The organism is Parabacteroides sp. AF48-14, assembly GCF_003477465.1.
Classification (GTDB): Bacteria; Bacteroidota; Bacteroidia; order Bacteroidales; family Tannerellaceae; genus Parabacteroides; species Parabacteroides acidifaciens.
Window position 1 is genome coordinate 21499 of the sequence record NZ_QUDI01000016.1, and the last position, 25329, is coordinate 46827.

At 45.9% G+C, this 25329-nt stretch carries 19 protein-coding genes and 1 pseudogene; 18 read left to right on the top strand and 2 right to left on the bottom strand.

Annotated elements, in window-relative coordinates:
- The first annotated feature begins 62 nt into the window (after positions 1-62).
- The 8 genes from DW083_RS09210 to DW083_RS09240 all read left to right on the top strand — a co-directional run bounded on the left by DW083_RS09210 (position 63) and on the right by DW083_RS09240 (position 8978).
- Entirely contained in the window at positions 63-1295 is a 1233-nt protein-coding gene (locus DW083_RS09210) for a nucleoside recognition domain-containing protein (protein WP_122332171.1), read from the top strand.
- Between the two features lie 35 nt (positions 1296-1330).
- Positions 1331-1753 (top strand): rRNA maturation RNase YbeY, encoded by a 423-nt coding sequence (gene ybeY, locus DW083_RS09215; protein ID WP_115498452.1) that lies wholly within the window; start codon positions 1331-1333, stop codon positions 1751-1753.
- A gap of 628 nt (positions 1754-2381) precedes the next feature.
- A complete protein-coding gene (locus tag DW083_RS09220; protein ID WP_147382119.1) occupies positions 2382-2795 on the top strand; it encodes a hypothetical protein in 414 nt (137 codons plus the stop codon).
- A gap of 238 nt (positions 2796-3033) precedes the next feature.
- Positions 3034-4197: a 6-bladed beta-propeller gene (locus DW083_RS09225; protein ID WP_122332173.1), complete on the top strand. Its 1164-nt coding sequence runs from the start codon at positions 3034-3036 to the stop codon at positions 4195-4197.
- Positions 4198-4239: 42 nt separating this feature from the next.
- The gene (locus tag DW083_RS09230; protein WP_122332174.1) at positions 4240-5433 is read left to right on the top strand and encodes a 6-bladed beta-propeller; all 1194 of its coding nucleotides are present in this window, start codon (positions 4240-4242) and stop codon (positions 5431-5433) included.
- A gap of 151 nt (positions 5434-5584) precedes the next feature.
- Positions 5585-7303, top strand: a complete 1719-nt coding sequence (locus DW083_RS09235) for a hypothetical protein (RefSeq protein ID WP_233552044.1) — start codon at positions 5585-5587, stop codon at positions 7301-7303.
- Positions 7304-7365: 62 nt separating this feature from the next.
- Positions 7366-8211, top strand: coding sequence for a sensor histidine kinase (locus DW083_RS22675; protein WP_233552046.1), 846 nt, complete (start codon positions 7366-7368; stop codon positions 8209-8211).
- A gap of 11 nt (positions 8212-8222) precedes the next feature.
- Entirely contained in the window at positions 8223-8978 is a 756-nt protein-coding gene (locus DW083_RS09240; protein ID WP_122332175.1) for a LytTR family DNA-binding domain-containing protein, read from the top strand.
- 15 nt (positions 8979-8993) lie between these two features.
- On the opposite strand, the gene DW083_RS09245 is transcribed toward DW083_RS09240, so the two are convergent.
- Entirely contained in the window at positions 8994-9491 is a 498-nt protein-coding gene (locus tag DW083_RS09245; RefSeq protein ID WP_122332176.1) for a PH domain-containing protein, read from the bottom strand.
- A 115-nt stretch (positions 9492-9606) separates the two neighbouring features.
- Between DW083_RS09245 and mnmG the strand changes: the two are divergent.
- The 8 genes and pseudogenes from mnmG (at position 9607) to DW083_RS09280 (ending at position 19959) form a co-directional block, all read left to right on the top strand.
- Positions 9607-11483 (top strand): annotated as a pseudogene (mnmG, locus tag DW083_RS09250) (tRNA uridine-5-carboxymethylaminomethyl(34) synthesis enzyme MnmG).
- A gap of 85 nt (positions 11484-11568) precedes the next feature.
- Positions 11569-13374 carry an excinuclease ABC subunit UvrC gene (gene uvrC, locus DW083_RS09255; RefSeq protein WP_122332177.1) on the top strand — a complete coding sequence of 602 codons (1806 nt, stop codon included), beginning with the start codon at positions 11569-11571 and terminating at the stop codon, positions 13372-13374.
- A gap of 4 nt (positions 13375-13378) precedes the next feature.
- A complete protein-coding gene (gene dtd, locus DW083_RS09260) occupies positions 13379-13831 on the top strand; it encodes a D-aminoacyl-tRNA deacylase (protein ID WP_122332178.1) in 453 nt (150 codons plus the stop codon).
- A 1-nt stretch (position 13832) separates the two neighbouring features.
- Entirely contained in the window at positions 13833-14165 is a 333-nt protein-coding gene (locus DW083_RS09265; protein ID WP_122332179.1) for a nucleotide pyrophosphohydrolase, read from the top strand.
- A 3-nt stretch (positions 14166-14168) separates the two neighbouring features.
- Positions 14169-15104 carry a deoxyribose-phosphate aldolase gene (deoC, locus tag DW083_RS09270; RefSeq protein ID WP_122332180.1) on the top strand — a complete coding sequence of 312 codons (936 nt, stop codon included), beginning with the start codon at positions 14169-14171 and terminating at the stop codon, positions 15102-15104.
- Between the two features lie 415 nt (positions 15105-15519).
- The gene (locus DW083_RS09275; RefSeq protein ID WP_233552050.1) at positions 15520-17163 is read left to right on the top strand and encodes a cellulase N-terminal Ig-like domain-containing protein; all 1644 of its coding nucleotides are present in this window, start codon (positions 15520-15522) and stop codon (positions 17161-17163) included.
- Positions 17078-18034, top strand: a complete 957-nt coding sequence (locus DW083_RS22680) for a glycoside hydrolase family 9 protein (RefSeq protein ID WP_233552052.1) — start codon at positions 17078-17080, stop codon at positions 18032-18034. Before DW083_RS09275 ends, DW083_RS22680 begins: the two co-directional genes overlap by 86 nt.
- 65 nt (positions 18035-18099) lie before the next feature.
- Positions 18100-19959, top strand: a complete 1860-nt coding sequence (locus DW083_RS09280; RefSeq protein ID WP_233552054.1) for a hypothetical protein — start codon at positions 18100-18102, stop codon at positions 19957-19959.
- 44 nt (positions 19960-20003) lie between these two features.
- Here the strand turns inward: DW083_RS09280 and DW083_RS09285 are convergent, their stop codons facing one another.
- The gene (locus tag DW083_RS09285; protein ID WP_122332212.1) at positions 20004-20978 is read right to left on the bottom strand and encodes a polyprenyl synthetase family protein; all 975 of its coding nucleotides are present in this window, start codon (positions 20976-20978) and stop codon (positions 20004-20006) included.
- A gap of 99 nt (positions 20979-21077) precedes the next feature.
- On the opposite strand from DW083_RS09285, the gene polA reads away from it, so the two are divergent.
- Both polA and DW083_RS09295 read left to right on the top strand, forming a co-directional pair.
- Positions 21078-23912 (top strand): DNA polymerase I, encoded by a 2835-nt coding sequence (polA, locus tag DW083_RS09290; RefSeq protein WP_122332182.1) that lies wholly within the window; start codon positions 21078-21080, stop codon positions 23910-23912.
- An 18-nt stretch (positions 23913-23930) separates the two neighbouring features.
- Positions 23931-25106, top strand: coding sequence for a 6-bladed beta-propeller (locus DW083_RS09295; RefSeq protein ID WP_122332183.1), 1176 nt, complete (start codon positions 23931-23933; stop codon positions 25104-25106).
- The last annotated feature ends 223 nt before the right edge of the window (positions 25107-25329 follow it).

The following is a 25329-nucleotide window of genomic DNA, read 5'->3' on the forward strand; positions in this document are numbered from 1 at the left end:
AGCCGATTATTTCCTATTTTTGTAACCATGAACAAGTATCTTATTACCTGTCAACAACAGCTATGGTTCTAAATTACATCTGGATTGCCTTCTTTCTGATAGCCTTCGTGGTAGCACTCTGCAAACTCGTCATCGGCGGAGACACGGAAGTGTTCACCCAAATCATCAATGCCTCTTTTGCCTCGGCAAAGACGGGGTTCGAGATATCCCTCGGCCTGACAGGAATCCTGTCCCTCTGGCTCGGCATTATGAAAATCGGGGAAAAAGGAGGTGTGATCCAGTCCTTTGCCCGCCTGGCAGCTCCCGTATTCAGCAAGCTCTTCCCGGGAATCCCCAAAGATCATCCCGTGACAGGTTCCATCTTCATGAACCTTTCGGCAAACCTTTTAGGGTTGGATAACGCCGCCACACCGATGGGGCTGAAGGCGATGCAGCAGCTCCAGGAGCTGAATGCGGAAAAGGATTCCGCCAGCAACCCGATGATCATGTTTCTTTGTATCAATGCTTCGGGCCTGACACTGATCCCGATCACCATCATGATGTACAGGGCACAGATGGGAGCAGCCAACCCTTCGGATATATTCCTTCCGATCATGCTGGCGACCTTCACCTCCACCCTTGTCGCCATACTGGCCGTCTGCATCAAGCAGCGGATCAATATCCTGCAACGGAACCTACTGCTGTTTTTCGGAGGGCTGGCGCTGTTTATCGGCGGACTGGTCTGGCTGTTCAACTCGCTGGAACAGGAACAGGTGTCCCTCTACTCCACCCTGTTTGCCAATACATTGCTTTTCACGATTATCTGTGGCTTTATCATCAGTGGAATCCGGAAGAAAATCAATGTGTACGACACGTTTATCGAAGGAGCCAAAGAAGGTTTCAAGACAGCTGTCACCATCATTCCCTACCTCATCGCCGTATTGGTTGCCATCGGAATATTCAGAGCTTCGGGCGCGATGGATTTTCTGATAGACGGCATCCGCATGGGAGTTTCGGCCGCTGGATTAGACACGAAATTCGTAGAAGGCCTGCCCACAATGCTGATGAAACCGCTTAGCGGCAGCGGAGCACGGGGAATGATGCTCGACGCCATGAACACATACGGGGCCGACTCGTTCGTTGGCCGCCTCTCCTCCATCGTGCAGGGTTCGAGCGACACGACCTTTTACGTCGTCGCCCTCTATTACGGCAGCGTCGGCATACGCAATACACGCTACACGGTACAATGTTCCCTGTTGGCAGACCTTGCCGGGGCGATTGCGGCGGTTGCGATGACGTACCTGTTTTTTGGCTGAGAATAATTGAAAAGAATAAAGAAAAGAATAACAATATGGCAATAGCATTTTACGCGGAAGACACGAAGCTTCCGGCAATCAAAAAGAGAACGGTCAGCAACTGGATCAAGGCAGTAGCCGCCACGTACGGGAAGAAAACGGGCGATATCAGCTATATCTTCTGTTCCGACGAGAAAATCCTGGAAGTAAACCGCCAATACCTCCAGCACGATTATTACACGGATATCATCACCTTCGACTACACCAGCGGGGATAAAATCTCCGGCGACCTGTTCATTAGCCTGGACACTGTCCGGACCAACTCCGAAACATTCCATACCGACTACAATGAAGAGCTCCACCGCACCATCATCCACGGTATCCTCCACCTCTGCGGCATCAACGACAAAGGTCCGGGAGAACGCGAAATCATGGAGGCAAACGAAGACAAGGCGCTGGCAATGCTACCGGAGGAATGAAAGGGACTTATTGTATAAAACGCTTTTTTCAGGCTCAAAAGACAGTCGAAACAAAACAAATGTTAATCCGTTTTTTTGACCTCAAAAAGGGACTTTTTCGCCTTTTTTGAGTGTTTCCAGCAATTACGACCGTCCTCTTTGCCATTACGACCGTACTAATGTGTAGTGCACTCGGCACCTCGCGAAGATTAGCACGGTCGTAATAGCGATTTGGACGGTCGTAATCGGAAAGAGGACCGTTTTAAGGGCAAAAAAGCACCTGAATTTCCTTGGGATATTTGGAACGCCGTCCGTTTTATTTTCAAATATTCGATTCTCCGGGAGTTAAGCTTTATCACTTTGTCGGTGTTTTCGCTTTTCGGTAATCAAATTGCATACTTTCCTGAACGACCTTGGCATCTAATTTCATCTGTTGTCAGACAAAAAAGCTAAAATCGTAAAAAAAGTCAATCCAAAATGAGTCAGAATTTCAGACGAAATAGAAAAACAGCCGAAAAGGGGGGTTATTGTAAAATTTAACAGAATACCCCACCCTTCGAATATCCTGCAATTAGATAAAAAACAAAAGCTAACTATACTAAAGCCTTCTACCCCACGTTCTATGGATATAAACATCAAACATATTATTATGAACACATCAATCGCAACAAACCGGATCAAGAGATTTATCAACTCATTCCCTGAAATCTGGTATATCACCCTCTTCTCCCTGCTGGTGATTAGTGATATCGCTTGCCTGTTTACCTCCGGCTGGCATTCCCGAAATACGGTTACCACTCTGGTTTCCCTGGCGATCGTTATTTTATTGCTGATGCAACTTTTCCGGAATAATACTTGGAGCCGTTTCCTGCTCGGTACCATTTTTACATTTGGTTCACTGTTTATGTTCCTTGCTTTGCTGTCCGAATATTCCGAGTTTCCATTAGGTACGGAACCGGGCGCAATTACCTTGCTGGCTGTCGGCATTCCGCTAATCGGCTTTTCATTCCTCATGGGCGGGAAAATGTTATTGAAAGGGATACATAATATGTATGCTTGCTAAAAACGAATTGCACAAATACGGCTTTCGTAAATTCTGACAGGCATTTCACAAAACGGAAAGAAGGTGAATATGAAATATACGCTTCCGGTACTTTTCAGGAATGAATAAAACGCCTGTTACTCATCCAAAACCGCCATTTGCTCATTTGCCGGATACCCTCCCGATATTATCACATAGATTTGAATCTAATCTTGGAAACAGGCAAATAAGGGATTAGTAACACAATAAATTATCCGGCATGAAAGGCACAACTATTTTCTTTCTATTTATTCTGTTAATAACGACAGGTTGCAAAAGACAGAATCAAACGACAGACGACTTGATCACGGTTGACATCACAAAAAATTCTTTTCCTAAAAAGGAATTGGTTCTTCAAGATTTCATGGATGTGGAGTATATTCCGCTGGAAACAAACGATGATTTTGTTAATCAAGGCTTTGTACAGGCTGTAGGCGAAAAATTCATAATAGTGGCAAACTATCGGAAAGACGGAGATATTTTTGTGTATGACCGGACGGGAAGAGCCATCCGTAAGATAAACCGTCAAGGGCAAGGAGGAGAAGAATACATATCTTTTACAAGCATTACATTGGATGAGGAAAACAATGAAATGTTTCTAAACGATCATTGGGCAAGAAAAATAAAGGTTTATGACTTAGAGGGAAATTTTAAGCGAAGTTTTAAACAGAAGCAGGAAGGTAATACCCAGTTTTACGGGCAAATATTCAATTATGATAAAGAGAATCTGATTTGTTACGATGAATGTAATGACGATATTCCATTTCTGCTCGTCTCGAAGCAAAACGGGAGTATAACCAAAGAGATTAAAACTCCATTTAAAGAGAAAAAGTTGTTTATTCAACTTTTAAGACATGAAGGAGGAACAAGGGCTGCCGGACCAGGTGAATACAGTAGAGTTACTCCTTTTAAGGGTAACTGGATTCTATTAGAACCCTCGTCTGATACAATCTACACATTAATGCCCGATTACAGCTTACGTCCGTTTATTGTGCGAACACCACCTGTCCACACCATGAATCCGGAATCTTTCCTGACTTTAAAGTTGGTTTCCGATCGTTATTATTTCATGGAAAGCATAAAGAATGTATATGATTTCAGCAAAGAAGAGGGGTTTCCGAGAACGTACCTTGTGTATGATACACAGGAAAAGGATTTCTTTAGGTATATCATATACAATGGCGATTATTCTTATAAAAAAGAATTTTATATGTCTATGCTGACCCCTATCAATTCCAAAGGCGAATTATGGGCTACTCTAAACGCTTTCGAACTTTGCAGAGATTATGAAAAAGGGAAGTTGAAAGGCAAACTGAAAGAAGTTGCCGCGACATTGGAGGAGGATGATAATCGGGTGATTATGTTGGTCAAACACAAAAAGTAACCTCCAGGTTATATTATTGATTATCAAATACAGGTATAGAATATGAAAAGAATAAATATAACTTTAGTAATCATTCTTTTTCTGGTAACAGTGCCGGAAAGTAAAGGGCAAAAACAGACAGGCAGTAATGATTTCATTACGGTTAATATTGTTAAGAATTATTCCCCAAAAAAGGAATTGATACTTCAGGACTTTATGGATGTTGAATATATTGCGTTGGAAACGAACGATGAGTTTATTAATCAAGGTATCGTATTGGATATAGGCAAGGAATTTGTATTAGTAAAAAACAGGAACCGGATTAATGACGGGAATATTTTTGTATATGACAGAACCGGGAAGGCCATACGGAAGATAAATCGTAAAGGACAAAGTGGTGAAGAATATATAAGTCTTTACAGCATTAATTTGGATGAAGAGAACAAAGAGATGTTCGTAAATGATATCTTAGGAAAAAAGATCGTTGTATATGATTTGTACGGAAACTTTAAAAGAAGTTTTAAACATAAAAACGGTACGGATTCCCAATTTTATAGCGACATATTCAATTATGACAGACAACATTTAATTTGCTACGACGAATATAATAAAGAGCTTCCGTTTGTACTTATATCCAAACAGGATGGGCACATTTCCCAAGAGATAAAAATTCCATTTAAAGAAAAAAAGTTCTTAAGTCAAATAAAAAAGACAGGGGAAAATAACGGTCAAGCAGTGATCGGGGCCGGACCTGGTCGTTACTATTCCATCTTCCCTTTCAATGACAATTGGATACTTTCAGAACTTTCGTCTGATACGGTATACACCTGTATGCCGGACTACAGCTTGCATCCTTTTATTGCAAGAACACCGTCAATTCAATCCATGAATCCGGAAGAGGGTTTGATTATCCGGTTAGTTTCGGATCGCTACTATTTTATGGAATCAATCAAAAATATATATGACTGGGACACACAAGAAGGATTTCCAAGTAAATATTTCATGTACGATACAAAAGAACAGTCTTTTTCCGGATATACTGTATACAATGGGGATTTTACAACAAAAAAGGAAATCTATATGAGTATGATTAAACCCATAAATCACGAAATTACATCATGGAACTCTTTAGAAGCCTACCAACTTGTTGAATCTTACAACAAAGGAGAACTCAAAGGGAAACTTAAAGAAATCGCATCTAAACTGGACGAAGATTCCAATCCGGTTATTATGCTGATAAAACATAAAAGCTTATAAAACGTTAGGAATAAAATCAACAATATGCAACTATCTTTTATTTCACCTGTTACTCACCCAAACCCGTTATCTGCTCATTTGCCGGACGGATACTGGCCTTTGCTGAATACATTTGGACTGTAATTAAATTATTCATCTTATTTTTACAGTCATGAAAACAGTACTCCTATTCCTTCTTGTCTTTCTGGCACAAATCGGTTCGGCCGAGACGTTCAAGCCCTATACACCCGACTCCCTGAAAAAAGGCGATTGGGTGGTAATTGAGTCTGTCAACTACTATCCTTACATCGCCCCCGGCCTCAAAGAGGAAGTTCCCTGGCGGGCAGAAAACATCCGGAGAATTACCATTCGGGGCACCGTAACGGATATAAATGCTAAAACGCTCACCATGGACTATACGCTTGAAAATGTATATGACTGCCGGAATGATAAAGAGAACCCCGGTTTTTCCTATTTCGACAGCCGCTATATGCAGGATCTTGTTGTCGAAGAGAATGAGGCAGGCAAGCTGATTGCGCGTTTCACATACGACCGGAAAAGCGGAAAAACAAAAACTTTCAAGAAAGAAGATTATCTATATACGTACACAATGGCCTATATTCCTTTCGGAGTAAGAGGGACAGGGATGCCTGCCAACTCCACAGATATAGGAGCAGACGACATAAAATTCGACAGGTTTTCGACCTTCTTATTTGATAATTTCCCGGCCAAATGGGAAAAAGACGGCACGATCCGGTTAACTCCGGATGCACGGATTGTCGATGCATCATTTGAACTTCCTCCGAATACGGAATTTACCGTAAGCAACTTCAGTTTCGAGGCATCCAAAGATTCGACTGTCCATAAAAAAATATTTATTGCCTACCCGACTGATTATAAAGTCGGAGAACGAATGACACTGCTGCTTACTCCCGGAGATTCCATTATTCAGGACAAAGAATTATATGAAAAGACACACAATATGCGTTATATGGGACGAGGAAGCGAGCAAAACAACTTTCAATACAGTTTCGTACGGTTTGCCAACATATACGAATCTGACATACGTAACCTTGACTTCGACTCTCCCGACCAGATGAAAAAAGACTTCCAGTCCCGCAACGCCCTTTTTCAAGCTGCGTTAGAGAACGATGACTTTAAGAATATGGACCCCTATTGGAAAAAGGTATTCGAACGTTCGGAGCAATACTTTGAAGGAATGCTTGTCCTTATGCGCTATATGAAAGCGACCGACAAAGAGGCCTGGCATAAAAGCGGCCTGCTCGACTGGCAAGCGCCTCATTTCGCATCGGTCAATCCACTCATCGACTTTGCATACAGTACGAAAAAACCGTTTGCCACATGTTACTATTCTTTCCTGTACGGATATTCACTCTATAAGAAACAGGAGCTCAAATCGGATAACCTATGCCTGAATAAGGAGAAAGAATTAACCCCACAGGAGAACTATCTTCTGAACAAACAGATTTTCTCCGGTTTCCCCCAATATGTGATAAACGAGGCGACTTTAGGGAGTATCATGTACGACAGTATGTTATCTGAAATAGAAGAAGACTATAATGATTTTATCAGCTCCTGCCCAGATACCAGCCTGACAAATATATTGACCTCCGCATACAATAAGTTCTTACCTTTCGAAGCCGGAAGAAACATCCGGGAGAGTGGCCTTATGATAGTCGACAATCTGAAGCTGAAGAAGGAAGCGACCGGAAATATATCCTGCTATTTTTATCGACACAGGGAGGCCTTCCCGCATCGGGACTCCAAAACGCGCTTGATTTTCAGAAACGCCTTGAATCAGATGGGATATCATCCGCCGTACGGCTCGAACTATACGCCAAATTCTCCGATCATAATGCCAATCGGGTAAAGCCTTACAAAGCGATCCCCGACCAGCAAATCGAGGAATTAAAACGTAAAGGGTTCAGCACCATGACGATCCTGATGCGTGAAGACGGGACCATCCTCTATCGCAAATTTGGCAATTGGTTATTTGATCCTCAAAAGCCACTCCTCCAAGTACTGCAAAAGGACCTGAACAGAGTAGACGAGTCGATGAGTGATTTCAAAAAAGGATTCAAAGAAGGTGTTTTAGGTTCGCTCTTAGTCATTGTAATCATCGGTCTCGTTTACTATTTCCGGACCAGAAGTAAGCGGAAAGAGGAACGCAACCGGCGGCATATCTCCGAGCTTGAACTCCGCGCGATCCGTTCCCAGATGAATCCGCATTTCATCTTTAATGCATTAAGTTCGATCCAGAATCTGATTAACCGTTCGGCCAATCAGGAAGCGAACAAATACCTGATCGACTTCTCGCGTTTGCTGCGGAAAGTATTGGCGACTTCCGAAAAGAAGTTAGTGCCTCTTTCCGATGAGCTCGAACAATTACAGTTATATTTGAAACTCGAGCAGCTTCGTTTCCCCTTCTCCTACTCGTTCGCTATTGATGAAAACATCAAACCGGAACTGATCGAAATACCGGGAATGCTGATACAGCCGTTCGTTGAAAACGCCGTAAAGCACGGAATCGCTCCACGGGGAGAAGGAGAAATCATAATTCGATTATCTTTGCAGAAGCAAGTGCTGGTAATCGATATTACAGACGACGGTCCCGGAATAGCGACAGACACAGACGGAGGCTTCGGCATCCGTGCCATCAGCAGCCAATTCGAGATATTAAAGACTTTATATAATACGGAAATCAGTATTACAATTGAAAACAGACAGGAGAAAGAATCTGTTTCCGGTTGCCATGTCCGATTATCCATTCCTTTATAACAAGACGAAATATGGAAACGAAAATAACTGCAGCAATCGTTGAAGACGAACAGGGGAATAGGGAAAACCTGCTCCGTATGGTTGAAACCTATTGTCCGCAAATCAGGATTTCGGCGATCTGCAGTTCCGTGACCGAAGCCCGTAGCATCCTCCCCGAAACAAAACCGGATATCCTTTTTCTGGATATCCGGCTGGGGGATGATACCGGTTTTAGCCTGTTGGAAAGTCTCCCGGATATTTCGTTTGAAGTGATCTTCACCACAGCCTACGACAGCTATGCAATCCAGGCCATCCGTTTCAGTGCACTCGATTACCTGCTGAAACCGATCGACCCGGAAGAGCTGGTACATGCGGTCGATAAAGCGGTACAGGTTATTCTCAGGAAACAGGAAAATAAGCGGATGCAAAACCTGCTACAGAACGTCCGGGCACTGGACAAGCAGAAGAAAATAGCTTTGTCCGTAGCCGACAAAATAGAGTTTGTGGAGATCGGTTCTATCATCCGCTGCGAATCGGAAAGCAATTATACGACCTTCTACCTGAAGTCCGGAGAAAAACTGATTGTTTCCAAAACACTCAAGGAGTTTGACGAATTACTAACGCCCTACAATTTCCTCCGCGTCCATCAGTCACATCTGATCAATCTGGATGAAATCAGAAGTTTCATCAAAACGGACGGCGGCTATATCCGGATGAAAGACGGTTCGACCGTCAGTATCTCCCGGCAACGGCGCAACTATGTGCTGGAAGTTCTAAAGCAGTTATAAACCACCCTCCTGTTCCTATCTCCATAGTATTGCCCGATTCAGGTAATTGATAAATTCCGGATCGTCGGGGGCGATGATAAAGTTTCCACGACCGGCTGTCGTAATCAGAATGCAGTTATTGGAACGACGGGCAAAGATCTTCACATGTCCGATAATGGTAAAAGAGAAATATCCAAGATAACCAAACAACCAGCTGGAACCGAACGAACGGATCCCAACTCCTAAATCCGATTGATCTACTTCTCGTGCCGAAATGATCTCTTCGATACGGATATAATATTTCCGAAAGGGTGTGTCGATTGTCAGCTTTTCCCCATCCACGATAAAGCGTTTCGGCATAAAGCCCCAAGTAGTAAAAGAGAGGAGGGTGCTAAAAGCAAACATGCCAAGCAATGCATACAGATCTCCATAGTAGGCCGGGAATAAGCAAACGCCATATAAGATAAAAAGCGTGACTGATGTTTTTATCTTATTGGTACTATCCATCGTTGAAGAAGAGATCCGGGCTTCCATAATGTCATTCTTTAGGTATTACTTAGATATTCCAAGATTTACAAATATAACCAAAAACCCATACAAAATGCATTCGATTTGCACTATCTTTGCAAAAACAAAGATAATTAGGACAATGACTTTCAATTACGATGTGATCGTGGTAGGTGCCGGACACGCAGGCTGTGAAGCCGCAGCGGCTGCAGCCAACTTAGGTTCGAAGACACTTCTCATAACAATGGATATGAACAAGATTGCGCAAATGAGCTGCAATCCGGCGGTTGGTGGTATAGCCAAGGGGCAGATCGTCCGTGAAATCGACGCTTTAGGCGGTTATATGGGAATTGTGACGGATCATACAGCCATCCAGTTCCGTATGCTGAATAAGAGCAAAGGGCCGGCTATGTGGAGTCCGCGTTCGCAAAGCGACCGCGCCCGCTTTATCGAATGCTGGCGGGGAATACTCGAGAACCTTCCGAACCTTTATATCTGGCAGGATACCGTGCGCGAGCTTTTACTCGATGGAGACACGGTATGCGGCGTAAAAACCTATATGGACGTCGAGTTCCGTGCCAAAAGCGTAGTGCTTACAAACGGGACTTTCCTGAACGGCCTGCTTCATATCGGACGTACGCAGTTGCGCGGCGGCCGTATAGCCGAACCGGCTGCAACCGGGCTGACCGAGCAATTGGTTTCGTTAGGCATCAAATCTGAACGGATGAAGACCGGGACACCTGTGCGCATCGATGCACGAAGCGTCCACTTCGATGAAATGGCGGAACAGCCGGGGGAAAACGACTTCCACAAGTTCTCCTATATGGACACTTCACACCGTGTTTTGAAACAGCTCAGTTGTTGGACGACATTCACAAATGAGGCCTGTCACGAAGTTTTGCGCCAGGGTCTCCCCGACTCTCCGCTGTACAACGGACAGATTCAAAGCATCGGCCCGCGCTATTGCCCCAGCATCGAGACAAAGATCGTTACGTTTGCAGACAAACCCCAGCATCAGCTTTTCCTGGAGCCGGAAGGCGAAACGACGCAGGAATATTACCTGAACGGCTTCTCCTCTTCCCTGCCCCTCGATATCCAGTTGCGTGCCCTGCAACAAATACCGGCATTTCGCGACATACAGATTTACCGTCCGGGATATGCCATCGAATATGACTTCTTCGACCCGACACAGCTACAGCATAATCTGGAAACAAAACAAATCCATAACCTGTTCTTCGCCGGACAGATCAACGGGACGACGGGATATGAGGAAGCAGGCGGACAAGGCCTGATCGCCGGCATCAACGCACACATCAATTGCCATGGCGGCGAACCGTTCATATTAGGCCGCGACGAAGCCTACATCGGCGTATTGATAGACGACCTCGTCACAAAAGGCGTAGACGAGCCTTACCGTATGTTTACCTCCCGCGCCGAATACCGCATCTTGCTTCGCCAAGATGATGCGGATATGCGCTTGACGGAAAAAGCACACAAGATCGGTCTGGCAAAACAAGATCGTTACGACCTGCTCACGGAGAAAAGAGCAAGCGGGATGCGATCATCTCTTTTGCCGAAAACTATTCCATCAAGCCGCAATACATAAACAGCGGTTTGGAGGCATTGGGCACGACTCCCCTTTCACACGGCTGCAAGCTGATCGAATTAATTCCGCGTCCGCAAGTCACGTTGGAAAATATGGCAGAACTTGTTCCTGCCTTCCGCGAGGTTTTGGACAAAGTTCCGGTTTCACGCAAAGAAGAGATTATCGAAGCGGCAGAAATACTGATCAAGTATAGCGGCTATATCCGTCGCGAGCAGATCATCGCTGACAAGATCAGCCGCTTGGAGAATATCCACATCAAAGGTAAATTCGATTATAATTCTATCCAGTCTTTATCGACGGAAGCCCGCCAGAAGCTGACGCGGATAGACCCGGACACCATTGCTCAGGCAAGCCGTATTCCGGGCATCTCGCCAAGCGACATAAACATCCTATTGGTGATGCTTGGTCGCTAAAGGCAGAATGTTCCACGTGAAACATTTACTTTAACAAGAATAGCGTAAAACACTAAGAATAGGACAGAAACATACATAAAAGAGAATGAGCGCAACCGAGGAACATATAAAAACAATACTTTCCATCATCCCTGAATCGCCGGGGTGCTACCAGTATTTCGACGATAAAGGGACGATCATTTATGTAGGAAAGGCAAAGAACCTGAAGCGCCGTGTCTCCTCCTATTTCAACAAGGAGCACGACAGCAACAAGACGCGCGTTCTTGTCAAGCAGATACGGGACATAAAATACATCGTTGTCGATTCCGAAGAAGACGCTCTCCTTTTAGAGAACAATCTGATCAAACAATATCGTCCCCGATATAACGTGCTGTTGAAAGACGACAAGACATATCCGTCCATTGTTGTCAAGAACGAATATTTCCCGCGCGTATTCCAAACAAGGAATATCGTTCGGGACGGCTCGCGCTATTACGGCCCCTATCCTTCCGTTTACACAGCAAAGGTCATGCTACAAATGCTGAAAGAATTATATCCGTTACGAACCTGCAAATATCCTCTTACTCCCGAATCCATCGCCGAAGGACGCTATAAAGTTTGCCTGGAATATCACATCAAACGGTGTAAAGGGCCTTGCGAAGGATTGCAGACACTGGAAGAATACCAGCAAAACATCTCTGAAATAAAAGAAATCCTGCGTGGAAACATTTCACAAATAAGCAAGCATCTCTACGAACAGATGCAAATCCTTGCCGGAGAATTACGGTTCGAGGAAGCGCAAAAGATTAAAGAAAAGTACGAAGTCATCGAGAATTACCGGGCCAAATCGACGGTCGTCACACCGATGCTCCACAATATAGATGTCTTCTCGCTGGCCGAAAACGAGAACTCCGCTTACATCAACTACATGCATATCGGGAACGGAGCCATCGTCCAGGCCTACACCTTCGAATACAAGAAGCGTTTGGATGAATCGAAAGAAGACCTCCTCAGCCTGGGCATTATCGAAATGCGCAACCGCTTTAAAAGTACGGCACGCGAAATCATTATTCCTTTTCCGTTAGATATAGAGCTGGAAAACGTGACGATCACAGTGCCCCAACGCGGAGACAAGAAAAAACTGGTCGAGCTTTCCGAGATGAATGTAAAGCAATACAAGGTAGACAAACTGAAACAGGCAGAAAAGCTGAATCCGGAACAACGCAGCACGCGCCTTCTTAAAGAAATTCAAGACACCCTGCATCTGCCTAAACTACCCGCCCATATCGAGTGTTTCGACAATTCAAACATACAAGGGAGCGATGCGGTGGCCGCGTGTGTTGTCTTCAAAATGGCGAAACCATCGAAGAAAGATTACCGGAAATACAATATCAAGACAGTTGTCGGCCCGGACGATTACGCCTCCATGAAAGAGGTTGTACGCCGCCGCTACCAGCGCGCCATAGACGAAGAGTCTCCCCTGCCCGACCTGATCATTACGGACGGTGGAAAGGGGCAAATGGAAGTCGTACGCGAAGTTCTTCAGGATGAACTCCACCTCAACATTCCGATTGCCGGCCTTGCAAAAGACGGCAAGCACCGGACGTCGGAACTGCTTTTCGGCTTCCCTCCCGAAACGATCGGTATGCCGATACAAAGTTTCATGTTCAAGTTCTTCACCCAGATGCAGGACGAAGTACACCGTTTCGCCATCACTTTCCACAAGGACAAGCGAAGCAAGAACCAGACAAAATCGGAATTAGACGCCATAAAAGGGATCGGAGAAAAGACAAAAGTATTACTTTTACGCCACTTTAAGAGTGTAAAGCGAATACGCGAAGCCAGCTTCGACGAACTGAAGGCAGTAATCGGAGAAGCCAAAACAAATGCTTTAATAAATGGTTTAAAATAAAGATATGAGAACATTGATACAACGGGTACAGCACGCCTCGGTCACCATAGACGGGCAATTGAAGTCTAAAATAGGGAAAGGGCTGCTTGTGCTGGTCGGCGTTGAAGACCGCGACACCCGGGAAGACATCGAATGGTTGTGCAAGAAGGTTGCCAACCTGCGCATTTTTGACGATGAAAACGGCGTTATGAACCGTTCCGTAATCGAAACGGAAGGCGAAGTAATGGTGGTCAGCCAGTTCACGCTGCATGCCTCCACCAAGAAAGGGAACCGTCCCTCCTACATCCATGCCTCCAAGCCAGACATAGCGATTCCGATGTACGAAGCCTTCTGCGCGGAAATGGCCCTGCAAATCGGCAAAGAGGTACAGACAGGCACATTCGGCGCCGATATGAAAGTGGAGCTTCTCAACGACGGCCCTGTTACGATTTGGATCGACTCACAAAATAAAGAATAATATGGCAGAAGTTACGCTTAAACAGGCACAGGAGCAAGTGGACAGCTGGATCAAAACGTATGGCGTCCGCTACTTCAACGAACTGACGAATATGACAATCCTGACGGAAGAGGTCGGAGAACTGGCACGCATCATGGCCCGTACCTACGGCGAACAGTCCTTTAAGGAAAGCGATAAGCACCGCGATTTAGGCGATGAAATGGCGGATGTTTTATGGGTATTGCTCTGCCTCGCCAACCAGACAGGCGTCGATATGACTGCCGCTTTCGAAAAGAATCTGCAGAAGAAGACCGACCGCGATAAAGAACGACATATAAACAATAAAAAACTATAAGATATGGCACACGAACACGATCATGAATGTGGATGCGGACATCATCACCACGATGAAGACACCGAACATCTCCACACCGACAAATATCAGCAGGCCTTTGCCAAGTTTGAACCGGCCGGCTCGCCCGAAGAGGTTGCCGAACGGGTAAAAACACTGCTCGAAAAGCACGGAAAAGAGAACTTCACGCCGGACGTACTGAAGCAGATACACGGTTTCATCGACCTGACTTCCCTCACCAGCATCGACACAAAAGAAAGCATCTGGAAGCTGGTGGACAAGGTAAACGACTTTGAAGGTACTCGCCCGGACGTTCCAAACGTAGCTGCCATCTGTACTTATCCCCTATTCGTAGAAACGGTCAAGCAAGCACTTGCTGCCCAGGACGTGAAGATTGCATCTGTTGCCGGAGGCTTCCCCTCCTCCCAGACATTTATGGAAATAAAGATTGCCGAGACCGCAATGGCAGTCATGCAGGGAGCTGATGAAATCGACGTAGTGATGAATTTAGGCTATTTCATGGAAGAGAACTACGAAGAGATTGCCGAGGAAATCCAGGAAATCAAAGAAAGCTGCCGCGACGCCAAGCTGAAAGTAATCCTCGAAACCGGTGCCCTCGTAACTCCGGAAAGCATTCGGAAAGCCGCAATCCTCGCCCTCTATTCCGGCGCCGATTTCATCAAAACATCCACAGGTAAAGGTTATCCCGGCGCAACCCCAGAAGCCGTTTATACGATGTGCCAGGTTCTGAAAAAGTACCATTCCATCACAGGAAAACCTGTCGGCATTAAAGTATCAGGCGGTGTCCGTACAGCAGAAGATGCTGTCCGCTACTACACGCTCGTGAAAGAGGTCTTAGGCAACGACTGGCTGAATAAAGACCTGTTCCGTATCGGTGCAAGCAGCCTGGTGGAAGACATTGAGCAACGTTTAGGGAAGTAAGCATAACAGTAAAAATTCCTTAAAAAGTTTCACTTGTTTCCCAAGTCTGAAACTTTAGTTTCTTCGGCATGAAACTAAAGTTTCACCACAAGGGAACAAAAGTTTCATCGTGATGAAACAAAAAGACACTTTCGGTTAACACGCCAATCACAGGAACAATCATTGATTATCACCTCAATAAAAATCAGGAAGAAAAGATTTTATTGCAATATAAATCATATCTTTATAGCCACTTAGATAGATAAGTGACAGTGTTTCTTTGGACCTTTTAATATTTCTCAATTCAGTCGGGAGCTTTATGCTCATGCGTTAACTGTAAGTAAAAAGCCAGGAAATCCTTTGAAAAATCACAAGACCGATCAGAAGGAACAGCGACCGGATGACCGGTTATCACTAATAATAATATGATTTACACATGAAAAGACTAATGAGTATTTTATGCCTGGGAGGAATGATGAGTATACTCCCTGCAACGGCACAAGAGTTTAAATTAGGACCGGAAGGTTATTTCCAAAACCAGGGTGTGAATGTAATGGGCTTCGACGACATTTATCCGGAAGGCCATCAGGGTGGTGTTTCCCTGATCATGCATGGACACCGGGTAGCCACTAATGGAGATATTCGCCTCGAACCTACACCCGGCCAATGGCAGCCGGTCCCGAAACAGAGAAAGCGGGATTTAGATCCCGTAGCCAACACCATCACGGCCCGTTTGAGTTTCCCTGATTCTTCACGGCATTTGACGGGATTTAACCCGATGATTTACCCTGATTTGGCATTCAACTACACCGTAACGATTAAGGGAGAAGGCGGTTCGGTTGTCGTCACAGTCGACCTGGATCGTCCCATACCACAGGAATTTATCGGAAAGGTCGGATTCAACCTCGAACTTTTCCCCGGCGCTCTCTTCGGAAAGCCTTGGATTATGGACACGCAGACGGGTATTTTCCCACAGCAGGCGAACGGACCTACGCGCTACGAACCGGCCAACCACTCGCATACCGGTAACTTCAATCCGGAAGGGAAAGCCTCTGCGGAGATGTTGGCCGGCAAAGGCTACAGCCCGATTGTGGCTGACGACATCGTGTCGGAACCTTATGCCGTCGGAAAACGTTTCACCGTCCGCCCGGATGATCCTTACAGCCGGTACACGATCGAAACGAAAGGCTCCGACCTTAAACTATATGACGGCCGGATGAACCACAACAACGGTTGGTTTGTCGTACGAAGCGAAGTACCGGCCGGAAAGACTAAAGAAGCGATCCGGTGGGTCATCACGCCCAACGTTGTAAAAGATTGGATTTATACACCGGTTGTCCAAACTACCCAATTAGGCTATCATCCCAACCAGCCGAAAGTCGCTGTTATCGAGCTGGATAAAAGAGATACAAGACTTCAGCAACCGAAGCTCTACAAAATTACCCCCGACGGAGAAAAAGAAGTGCTTGCCGCCGCCGGACAGAAATGGGGACAATTCCTCCGTTACAACTACCTGAAATTCGACTTCTCGTCTATCAAAGAGGAAGGCTTATACCAGGTACATTACGGAGATGCCGTCTCTTCCATCTTCCGGATTGCAAAAGATGTGTATGACCGCGGCGCCTGGCAACCGGTCCTGGAATACTTCCTCCCGGTACAAATGTGCCACATGCGGGTAAACGAGAAATACCGCGTATGGCATGATTTCTGCCACATGGACGACGCCCGCATGGCACCTGTCAACTTCAACCATATCGACGGCTATGCACAAGGGCCTTCCACGCTGACGAAGTACAATCCGGGCGATGTAGTCCCCGGCCTGAACATCGGCGGCTGGCATGATGCAGGCGACTTCGACCTCGGGTGGAATCGCAGGCCGGAGAAGCCTATATTCTGGCCCTCGCCTATGAAGCCTTCCATGTGGACTACGACGCTACCGCCATCGACCAGCACAGCCGGATCACGGAGATCCATCAACCGACGGGAAACCGGATATGCTGCAACAGGTAGAAAACGGCGCCCTGACCGTTATCGGCGGTTACCGTGCCTTGGGACGCCTATACAGAGGTATTATCTGTAACGGTCTCCGCCAGTATGTACTGCTCGGAGATGCTTCCGCCATGACCGACAATGTAGCCGGAAACGAAGACGACCGCTGGGTCTTCACCGAGGACAATCCGAACCGCGAACTGACGACTGCCGCCCAAATGGCTGCCGCTTCACGCGTCTTGAAAGGATTCAACGATACCCTGAGCGTACAAGCATTAGATTGCGCCCGTACCCTCTTCGACGTGACGAAAGAGTCGGCACAGACAAAAGCCTCAAAGGTACACGCCGCAACCGAACTCTATCTGACTACCGGCGACCAGCAATACAAGAACTATCTGCTGAAAGAGAAAGACTTTATTGCCCAAAACATCGGCCGTGTAGGTTGGTTCATCGGCCGGGCTGAAAAGAAAATGAACGATGCCGGCTTCAGCAAGGCTGTCCGGAACGCGTTAGCCGGTTTCCGGACAGAGTTGGATAAGCAAGGGGCTGAAACACCTTATGGCATCCCCTATCGTCCGCATATCTGGGGAGCCGGTTGGGACATACAGTCGTTCGGCTACCGCCATTACTTCCTGCACACGGCTTATCCGGACATTTTCGGACCGGAATACGTGTACAATGCGCTGAATTTCGTCTTAGGATGCCATCCGGGCACGAATACGGCATCATTTGCATCCGGAGTGGGTGCAGTGTCGGCAACAGTCGGTTATGGCCTCAACCGCGCCGATTGGTCGTATATCCCGGGCGGTGTGGTTTCGGGAACAGCCCTGATTCGTCCGGATTTCCCCGAACTGCTGGTCTTCCCTTACCTTTGGCAGCAGGTCGAATATGTGTTAGGCGGAGGCTCATCGCATTATATGTTCCTGGTATTGGCGGCACAACAGCTTCTATCGGATAAATAAAACAAAGAAGGCGGAGCTTAACGGTTCCGCCTCCAATTTCTATCACATATTAAATAATTACCACAATGAAACGATTCTTAATTCTTGCGCTTATTATGAGCATGGGCATCTCCTTAGTGGGGCATGCCGGCAATTACAAGAGCTTTAAAGTATCCGTCTATACGCGGGCTTACGAAGTAGAAAAAATGAAAGACCTGCATTGGTTGGATTCCACCTGGACCATTATCTCCAGCCAGGTAAAAGTAGACAAGATTTATCTGGAAACACACCGTGACCTGCTGATTGTTCCGGACAAAACGCTGGAACAGGCAAAGAAGTTCTTCCAGGACAGAGGCGTAGAAGTCGGAGGCGGTATCACCTACACGATAGACGAATCGAACAGCTTCGAGACCTTCTCCTATTCCAACCCCGAACACCGGAAGAAGGTACAGGAAATAGCCGAACACACAGCCAAGCACTTTGACAATTTCATCCTCGACGACTTCTTCTTCACCAGCAGCAAATCCGATATCGACATCAAGGCAAAAGGTGACAAGAGCTGGACCCAATATCGTACTGAACTGATGACGGAAGCCGGACAGAACCTGGTCATCAATCCGGCAAAGAAGGTGAATCCGAATGTGAAGATCATCATCAAATATCCGAACTGGTACGACCATTTCCAGGGATTAGGATTCAACCTCGCCACCGGCCCACAGATATTCGACGGAATCTGGAGCGGCACGGAGACACGCGATCCCTCCTCCGCCCAGCATCTGCAAAACTACCTAAGCTACAATATCATCCGTTATTTCGACAACCTGCGCCCGGGACATAACTTCGGTGGCTGGGTGGATTCGGGTGGTTCCAATATGGGGATGGACCGCTATGCGGAACAACTCTGGCTCAGCATGTTTGCCAAAGCGCCTGAAATCGCTCTTTTTGCCTATCACGAACTATTAGGCACCAAGCTGCGTCCGGAAATCCACCGTACGCCTTGGCAGGGAATGGGTACCAGCTTCAACTACGACGAAATGATGAAGCCTATCCTTTTGCCGAACGGCAGCACGACTCTTCCGACGACAATCGCACGCGTAGCCGGCGTATCGCTCGAACAAATCGACGCTTTTGTCTACAAATTAGGGAAACCGATCGGCATCAAGAACTACAAACCTTTCCATTCATTGGGAGATGACTTTTTGCAGAACTATCTCGGAATGATCGGCCTTCCGATGGATATGTATTCCCAATTCCCGACAGACCAGAAAGTGATCCTTCTGACGGAACAGGCTAAATACGATGCCGATATTATCTCAAAGATGAAAAAACAGTTGCAAAAAGGCGGCGATGTTGTCATCACCAGCGGATTACTGGCAGCCATTCCCGAGAAAATAGCAGATATAGCCGAACTGCGTGCCTCAGACCTTAAAGCCCTGGTCAATGACTTCGGACGTGCCGGCACTGCCGACAAAGACATCCTGATCACGCAAGTGCGCTACCAGACCAATGACGCATGGGATATATTGAGCGCCGGACGCCCCTTGCAGAAAGGTGTAAGCGGTTATCCGATGCTGTTGCGGGCCCCTTATTCAAAAGGAAATCTGTATGTGATGACTATTCCGGATGATTACGGAAACCTGTATGACCTGCCCGAAGGCGTGTTGAATGCTTACCGCCGTGTGTTGAGCCAGGATTTGGACATGTATATAGAAGGTCCTGCGAAAGTAAGCCTTTTCCTTTATGACAACGGCACTTTCATCGTAGAATCGTTCCGCGACGAACCTGTTACAATCCGTCTTGTAACCAATAAAAAGATAGAAGCGGTGAAAGATATGCTGAAAGGCACTCTGGTTGAAAAGCTACCCGAAAACCAGCAGGATCATGCAAACAGGTATCTCATTACTTTGATGCCCCACTCATATAAAGTATATGAAGTAGCGAAATAATAAGAAAGGGGATGCAGAATAGTCTGCATCCCCTTTCTTTTATTCTATTTCTGACGCTCTACAATATAATCGGCAAGTAGCAGTAATCCGTCACGGGCCTCCGACTCGGGTAAAGTCAGGAGAACTTCGACTGCTTTATCATGATACGCCTGCATCCGCTGTCCGGCATATTCGATTCCTCCGTTTGCTTTAGCAAAATCGATCAGCAGGTCGATATTCTTTGCAGAGAAATCCTTTTCATTAATAATACGCAGGCAATTGTCCACCTCCTCCTTCGGGCCTGTTTGCAAAGCATGCAGCAAAGGAAGCGTTACCTTTCCTTCCCGGATATCATTACCGGTCGGTTTCCCGATATTAGTTTCTTTAAAATAGTCGAATATATCGTCTTTAATCTGGAAGCAATAGCCCAGATATTCCCCGAACTCACGGCATTTTTTCACCATTTCATCGGAAGCATTGGCAGAAATAGCCCCTATTTCGGCACAAGCGGAAAGTAACATCGCCGTCTTTTTCCGTATCACCTGCATATAGCAGGATTCATCGATAATGCTTTCTTCGGCAGTCTCGAGTTGTTTGATCTCCCCTTCCGACAGATCACGCCCCAAGTTCGAAACAATTCCTATTATTTGCAGATTACCCGTCTGAATGGAACGGATCAAAGCGGTGGAAAGGACATAATCCCCTACCAGGACGGAAATGCGGTTATCAAATATAGCATTCAGGGAAGGAACACCGCGACGCTGCTTAGTCTCGTCAACAACATCATCATGGATAAGCGTGGCAGTATGAAGCAATTCGAGTAATACAGCCGAATTAATCGTATGATCCGTCACCTGCCCGCATGTTTTCGCAGCCAGCAGCACCAACAAAGGGCGGACATGTTTTCCACTCGCATTCAGTATCTGATCAATAGCCGATTGCAGACGATTCGTCTCGCTTCGCAGCGAAGCGGCAAACTCATCATTGAAACGTTTAAATTCTGCAGCAACCGGTTTCTCTATTTTACTTCTATCCTTCATAATCGATCCTAAGATGCGCAAAAGTAACAAAAAGTATCGAGTAAGCGAGTTTTTTCGTACATTTACCGACAATTGTCACACTAAAACGTGTTAAAAGCGATGAAGTTATTCCTCATAGATGCTTATGCATTGATTTACCGGTCCTATTACGCCTTTATCAAGAATCCGCGTATCAACTCCAAAGGCATGAACACTTCGGCCATCTTTGGTTTCATCAATAGCCTGGAAGATATCCTGAGACGTGAAAACCCAACTCACATAGCCGTAGGCTTCGATCCGAAAGGTCCGACCTTCCGCCACGAGGCTTACGAACTGTATAAGGCGCAGCGGGAAGAGACTCCGGAAGATATCCGCAAATCGGTCCCTTACATTAAGGACATCATAGAAGCCTATAATATCCCGATTTTGGAAGTACCGCGCTATGAGGCTGACGACGTAATCGGCACGGTAGCCAAGCAAGCCGAAAAAGAAGGATTCGAGGTTTACATGATGACGCCCGACAAAGATTACGGTCAATTGGTGTCCGAGCATATATTTATGTACCGTCCCCGTTTCGGCGGAGATTACGAGATTATGGGTGTCCCCCAGGTCTTGGCCAAATACGGACTTACTTCCGTCGACCAGGTGATCGACCTCTTGGGACTGATGGGCGACAGTTCGGACAACATCCCCGGCTGCCCGGGTGTCGGTGAAAAGACCGCTCAAAAACTACTGACAGAATTCGGAACTATCGAGAACCTCTTAGAGAACACCGACAAGCTGAAAGGTTCCCTCCAAAAAAAGGTCATCGAGAATATGGAGCAGATTCGTTTCTCCAAATTCTTAGCAACGATCAAGACGGATGTTCCCATCCAGTTCGATGCCGCCAAATGCATCCGCGAGAAGATGAACGAAGAGCGTCTGATTGAGATTTGCACAGAATTAGAATTTAGAACATTTATTAACAAGCTATCCGGAGAACCGGAAAAAGTCAAAACAGAGTTCAAGTCCACCTCAACAACAACCGCTACCCCTGCCAAAAGTAGCAAAAAGAAAAAAGTGGCCGAAAACGGCCCGATTCAAGGCTCGCTCTTTGAAGAATTTGCGACCGAACCTACGGCTGCTCCAAAATATTCGACTCTCGCGAGCTTAAGAACGACACTCCACACCTATCATCTCGTTGATACAGAGGAAAAAAGAGCCGATTTAGGCCGTTTTTTGAACGAACAGGATTTTTTTGCTTTTGACACGGAAACAGACAGCATCGACCCATTGAAGGCCGGATTAGTCGGAATGTCGTTCGCCGTAAAGGAAAATGAAGCTTGGTACGTCCCTGTTCCGGCTGAACGCGAAGAGGCGGACAAAATACTCGCCCACTTCGCTCCTGCCCTCCAAAATCCGAAATCGCTCAAGATCGGACAAAATATAAAATTCGACATTCTGGTTGTCCGCAAATACGGAATCCGGATAGCCGGCCCGTTATTCGACACGATGATCGCCCACTACCTGCTGAATCCGGAATTGCGTCACGGCATGGACTACCTTGCCGAAACGTACCTCAAATATAAAACAGTGCACATCGAGGAACTGATCGGTCCGAGAGGAAAGAAACAACTTTCCATGCGCGACGTTCCTGTCGCCCAGGTTGCCGAATACGCAGCCGAGGATGCCGACGTGACACTCAAACTGAAAAACTATTTTGCCCCCTACTTAGAAAAGGAAGGACTGGAATCTCTTTTCTACGATATCGAAATGCCATTAATATATGTATTGGCAGAAATGGAATATACAGGTGTTACCGTAGATACGGTTGCCCTGAAACAATCATCCGAAGAACTGACTGCCACGCTGAAAAAGCTGGAAAAAGAAATATATGAATTGGCAGGCAAGAAATTCAACATCAACTCCGCCCGCCAGGTTGGCGAGATCCTTTTTGTTCATCTCAAGTTAGAAGAGAAAGCAAAAAAGACCCGGACAGGCAGCTACAGCACAAGTGAAGATATATTAGAGAAAATGCGCACCAAACATCCTGTCGTAGGAAAACTGCTGGAATATCGCGGACTGAAAAAGTTACTCAGCACTTATATAGATGCCCTGCCCGAACTGATCAACCCGAAGACCGGCAAGATACACACTTCCTATAACCAGGCTGTCACCTCGACCGGACGCCTCAGCTCCACCAATCCGAACCTGCAGAACATTCCGGTGCGTGACGAACTGGGACGCGAGATCCGCAAAGCCTTTACAGCCGAGAATGACAACTGTATATTCTTCTCTGCGGACTATTCGCAGATCGAACTCCGCATCATGGCCCACCTGAGCAACGATACACATATGATCGAAGCTTTCCGCAGCGGAGCCGATATCCACGCAGCTACAGCAGCAAAAATATACGGTATCCCGGTTGAAGAAGTCACCTCCGATATGCGCAGGAAAGCCAAAACGGCCAATTTCGGCATTATCTATGGTATCTCCGTATTCGGACTTGCCGAGCGCCTGAACATCCCCCGTGCAGAAGCCAAAGAGTTGATCGAAGGCTACTTCAAGACATACCCGGACGTCCGTGCCTATATGGACGACAGCATTCTGATAGCAAAAGAAAAAGGGTACGTGGAGACAATCTACAAGCGGAAGCGTTTCCTGCCGGATATCAACTCCCATAATGCCATTGTGAGAGGTTATGCAGAACGAAATGCCATCAATGCGCCTATACAGGGAAGCGCCGCCGATATCATCAAAGTGGCTATGATCCGCATCTTCAACCGCTTCGAAGCCGAAGGTCTGAAAAGCAAAATGATTCTCCAGGTACACGACGAATTAAACTTCAATGTCCATAAAGACGAACTGGAAAAAGTGAAACAAATCGTACTCGAAGAAATGGAAGGCGCTATCAAACTTCAGGTTCCCCTGATCGCTGATTGCGGCGAAGGCATAAACTGGCTGGAAGCACATTAAACTTACTCTTATAATCACATGAGATATATAACCTGCATTTTAATCCTATTTGCCGTTTGTTCCTGCAAAAAAGCAAACGATGATACCACAAAACTGATAGTAGTCGATGTAGCCAAAGATTATCCGCAGAAGGAAATCTACTTACAAGATATTGCCGATGTGGAATATATACCTTTGGCTACATCCGATTCCATACTTGTCAACTCATCCCCTTCTATTGTCTCTGATAAAGGAATCGTAACAAGAGGCGGCAAAGTCGGTGAAATCCTCCTTTTCGATGCCAAGGGACAAGAACTTCAAGGCCGTATTTGTAGAAGAGGACAAGGTCCGGAAGAGTACAATGCGATCATCTTTAATATCGTTGACTGGAAGCGGAAAGAGGTCTTTATTGCCGACTATACGAGTCTGAAAGTATATGATTTTTCCGGAAACTATCTTCGTACGTTAATCGAAGAAGATATCATGAAGATGAATATTCTCAATCTGAATGACGATTATCTTTTATGCAATAAAGACCGCGAAGATGCAAAATCCTCCTATCATCCTTATTTCATATTACCCAAAATTGGAGGAAAAGCAGACACTCTATCTATAGAAATCCCCTTTTTTATTGCAAGCAATCGGAAGATATTATGGGATGACGGGCATACCAATGACGCTCATGGTTTCATCCCTGCAGTTTACAATTGTACAGACAGAGTCTGGCTGACAAATCCGGCATTAGATACCATTTATCAATTACATCCGGATTTGACGCTCACTCCTGTAATGATCCCACTCGCCGCTCCGACAAAAGATCCGGAGGCTCCCCTTCTATATTTCCTCGGAATAAACGACAGATATGCTTGGACAAGCCGCATCCCCCGGCATGTGACAGTTAAAATGAGCGATATGAGTGCCGGAAGAGAGAAAAGAGAAAAGCTTTATATGTATGACCGGGAAACCCAAGAATGGTTCACACCAGTCTATCATAACCGGGCTATAACCACCCGCAACACGAATCCCATATATATAAATCTGACTTCCGTTGCTTATGGCTACGGCATGGTTACATTAAACGCGATGGATTTAGTCGAAGCTTATCAGAATAATGAAATCACAGATGAAAAACTGAAGAAAATTGCTTCCACAATGAAAGAAGAAGATAATCCGGTTTTAATGCTCCTTAAATTTAAGGATTCGATACGAAAATAAATACCATTACAACTAATAAAAAGAGATACAAAGTATATAAATCATATCATTTATACATTATCTTTGTCACGAACATTATTGCAAGGCGTTGCAATAACATATTAATAAAAACAAAAGCGTTATCATATTGTCCTTAAGCAAGAAAATCGCCAATTTTTCATCCAGCAAGGACAGTAGACAACAATTGCCTCACGTTTTTTGTATATATACAAATATATAAACA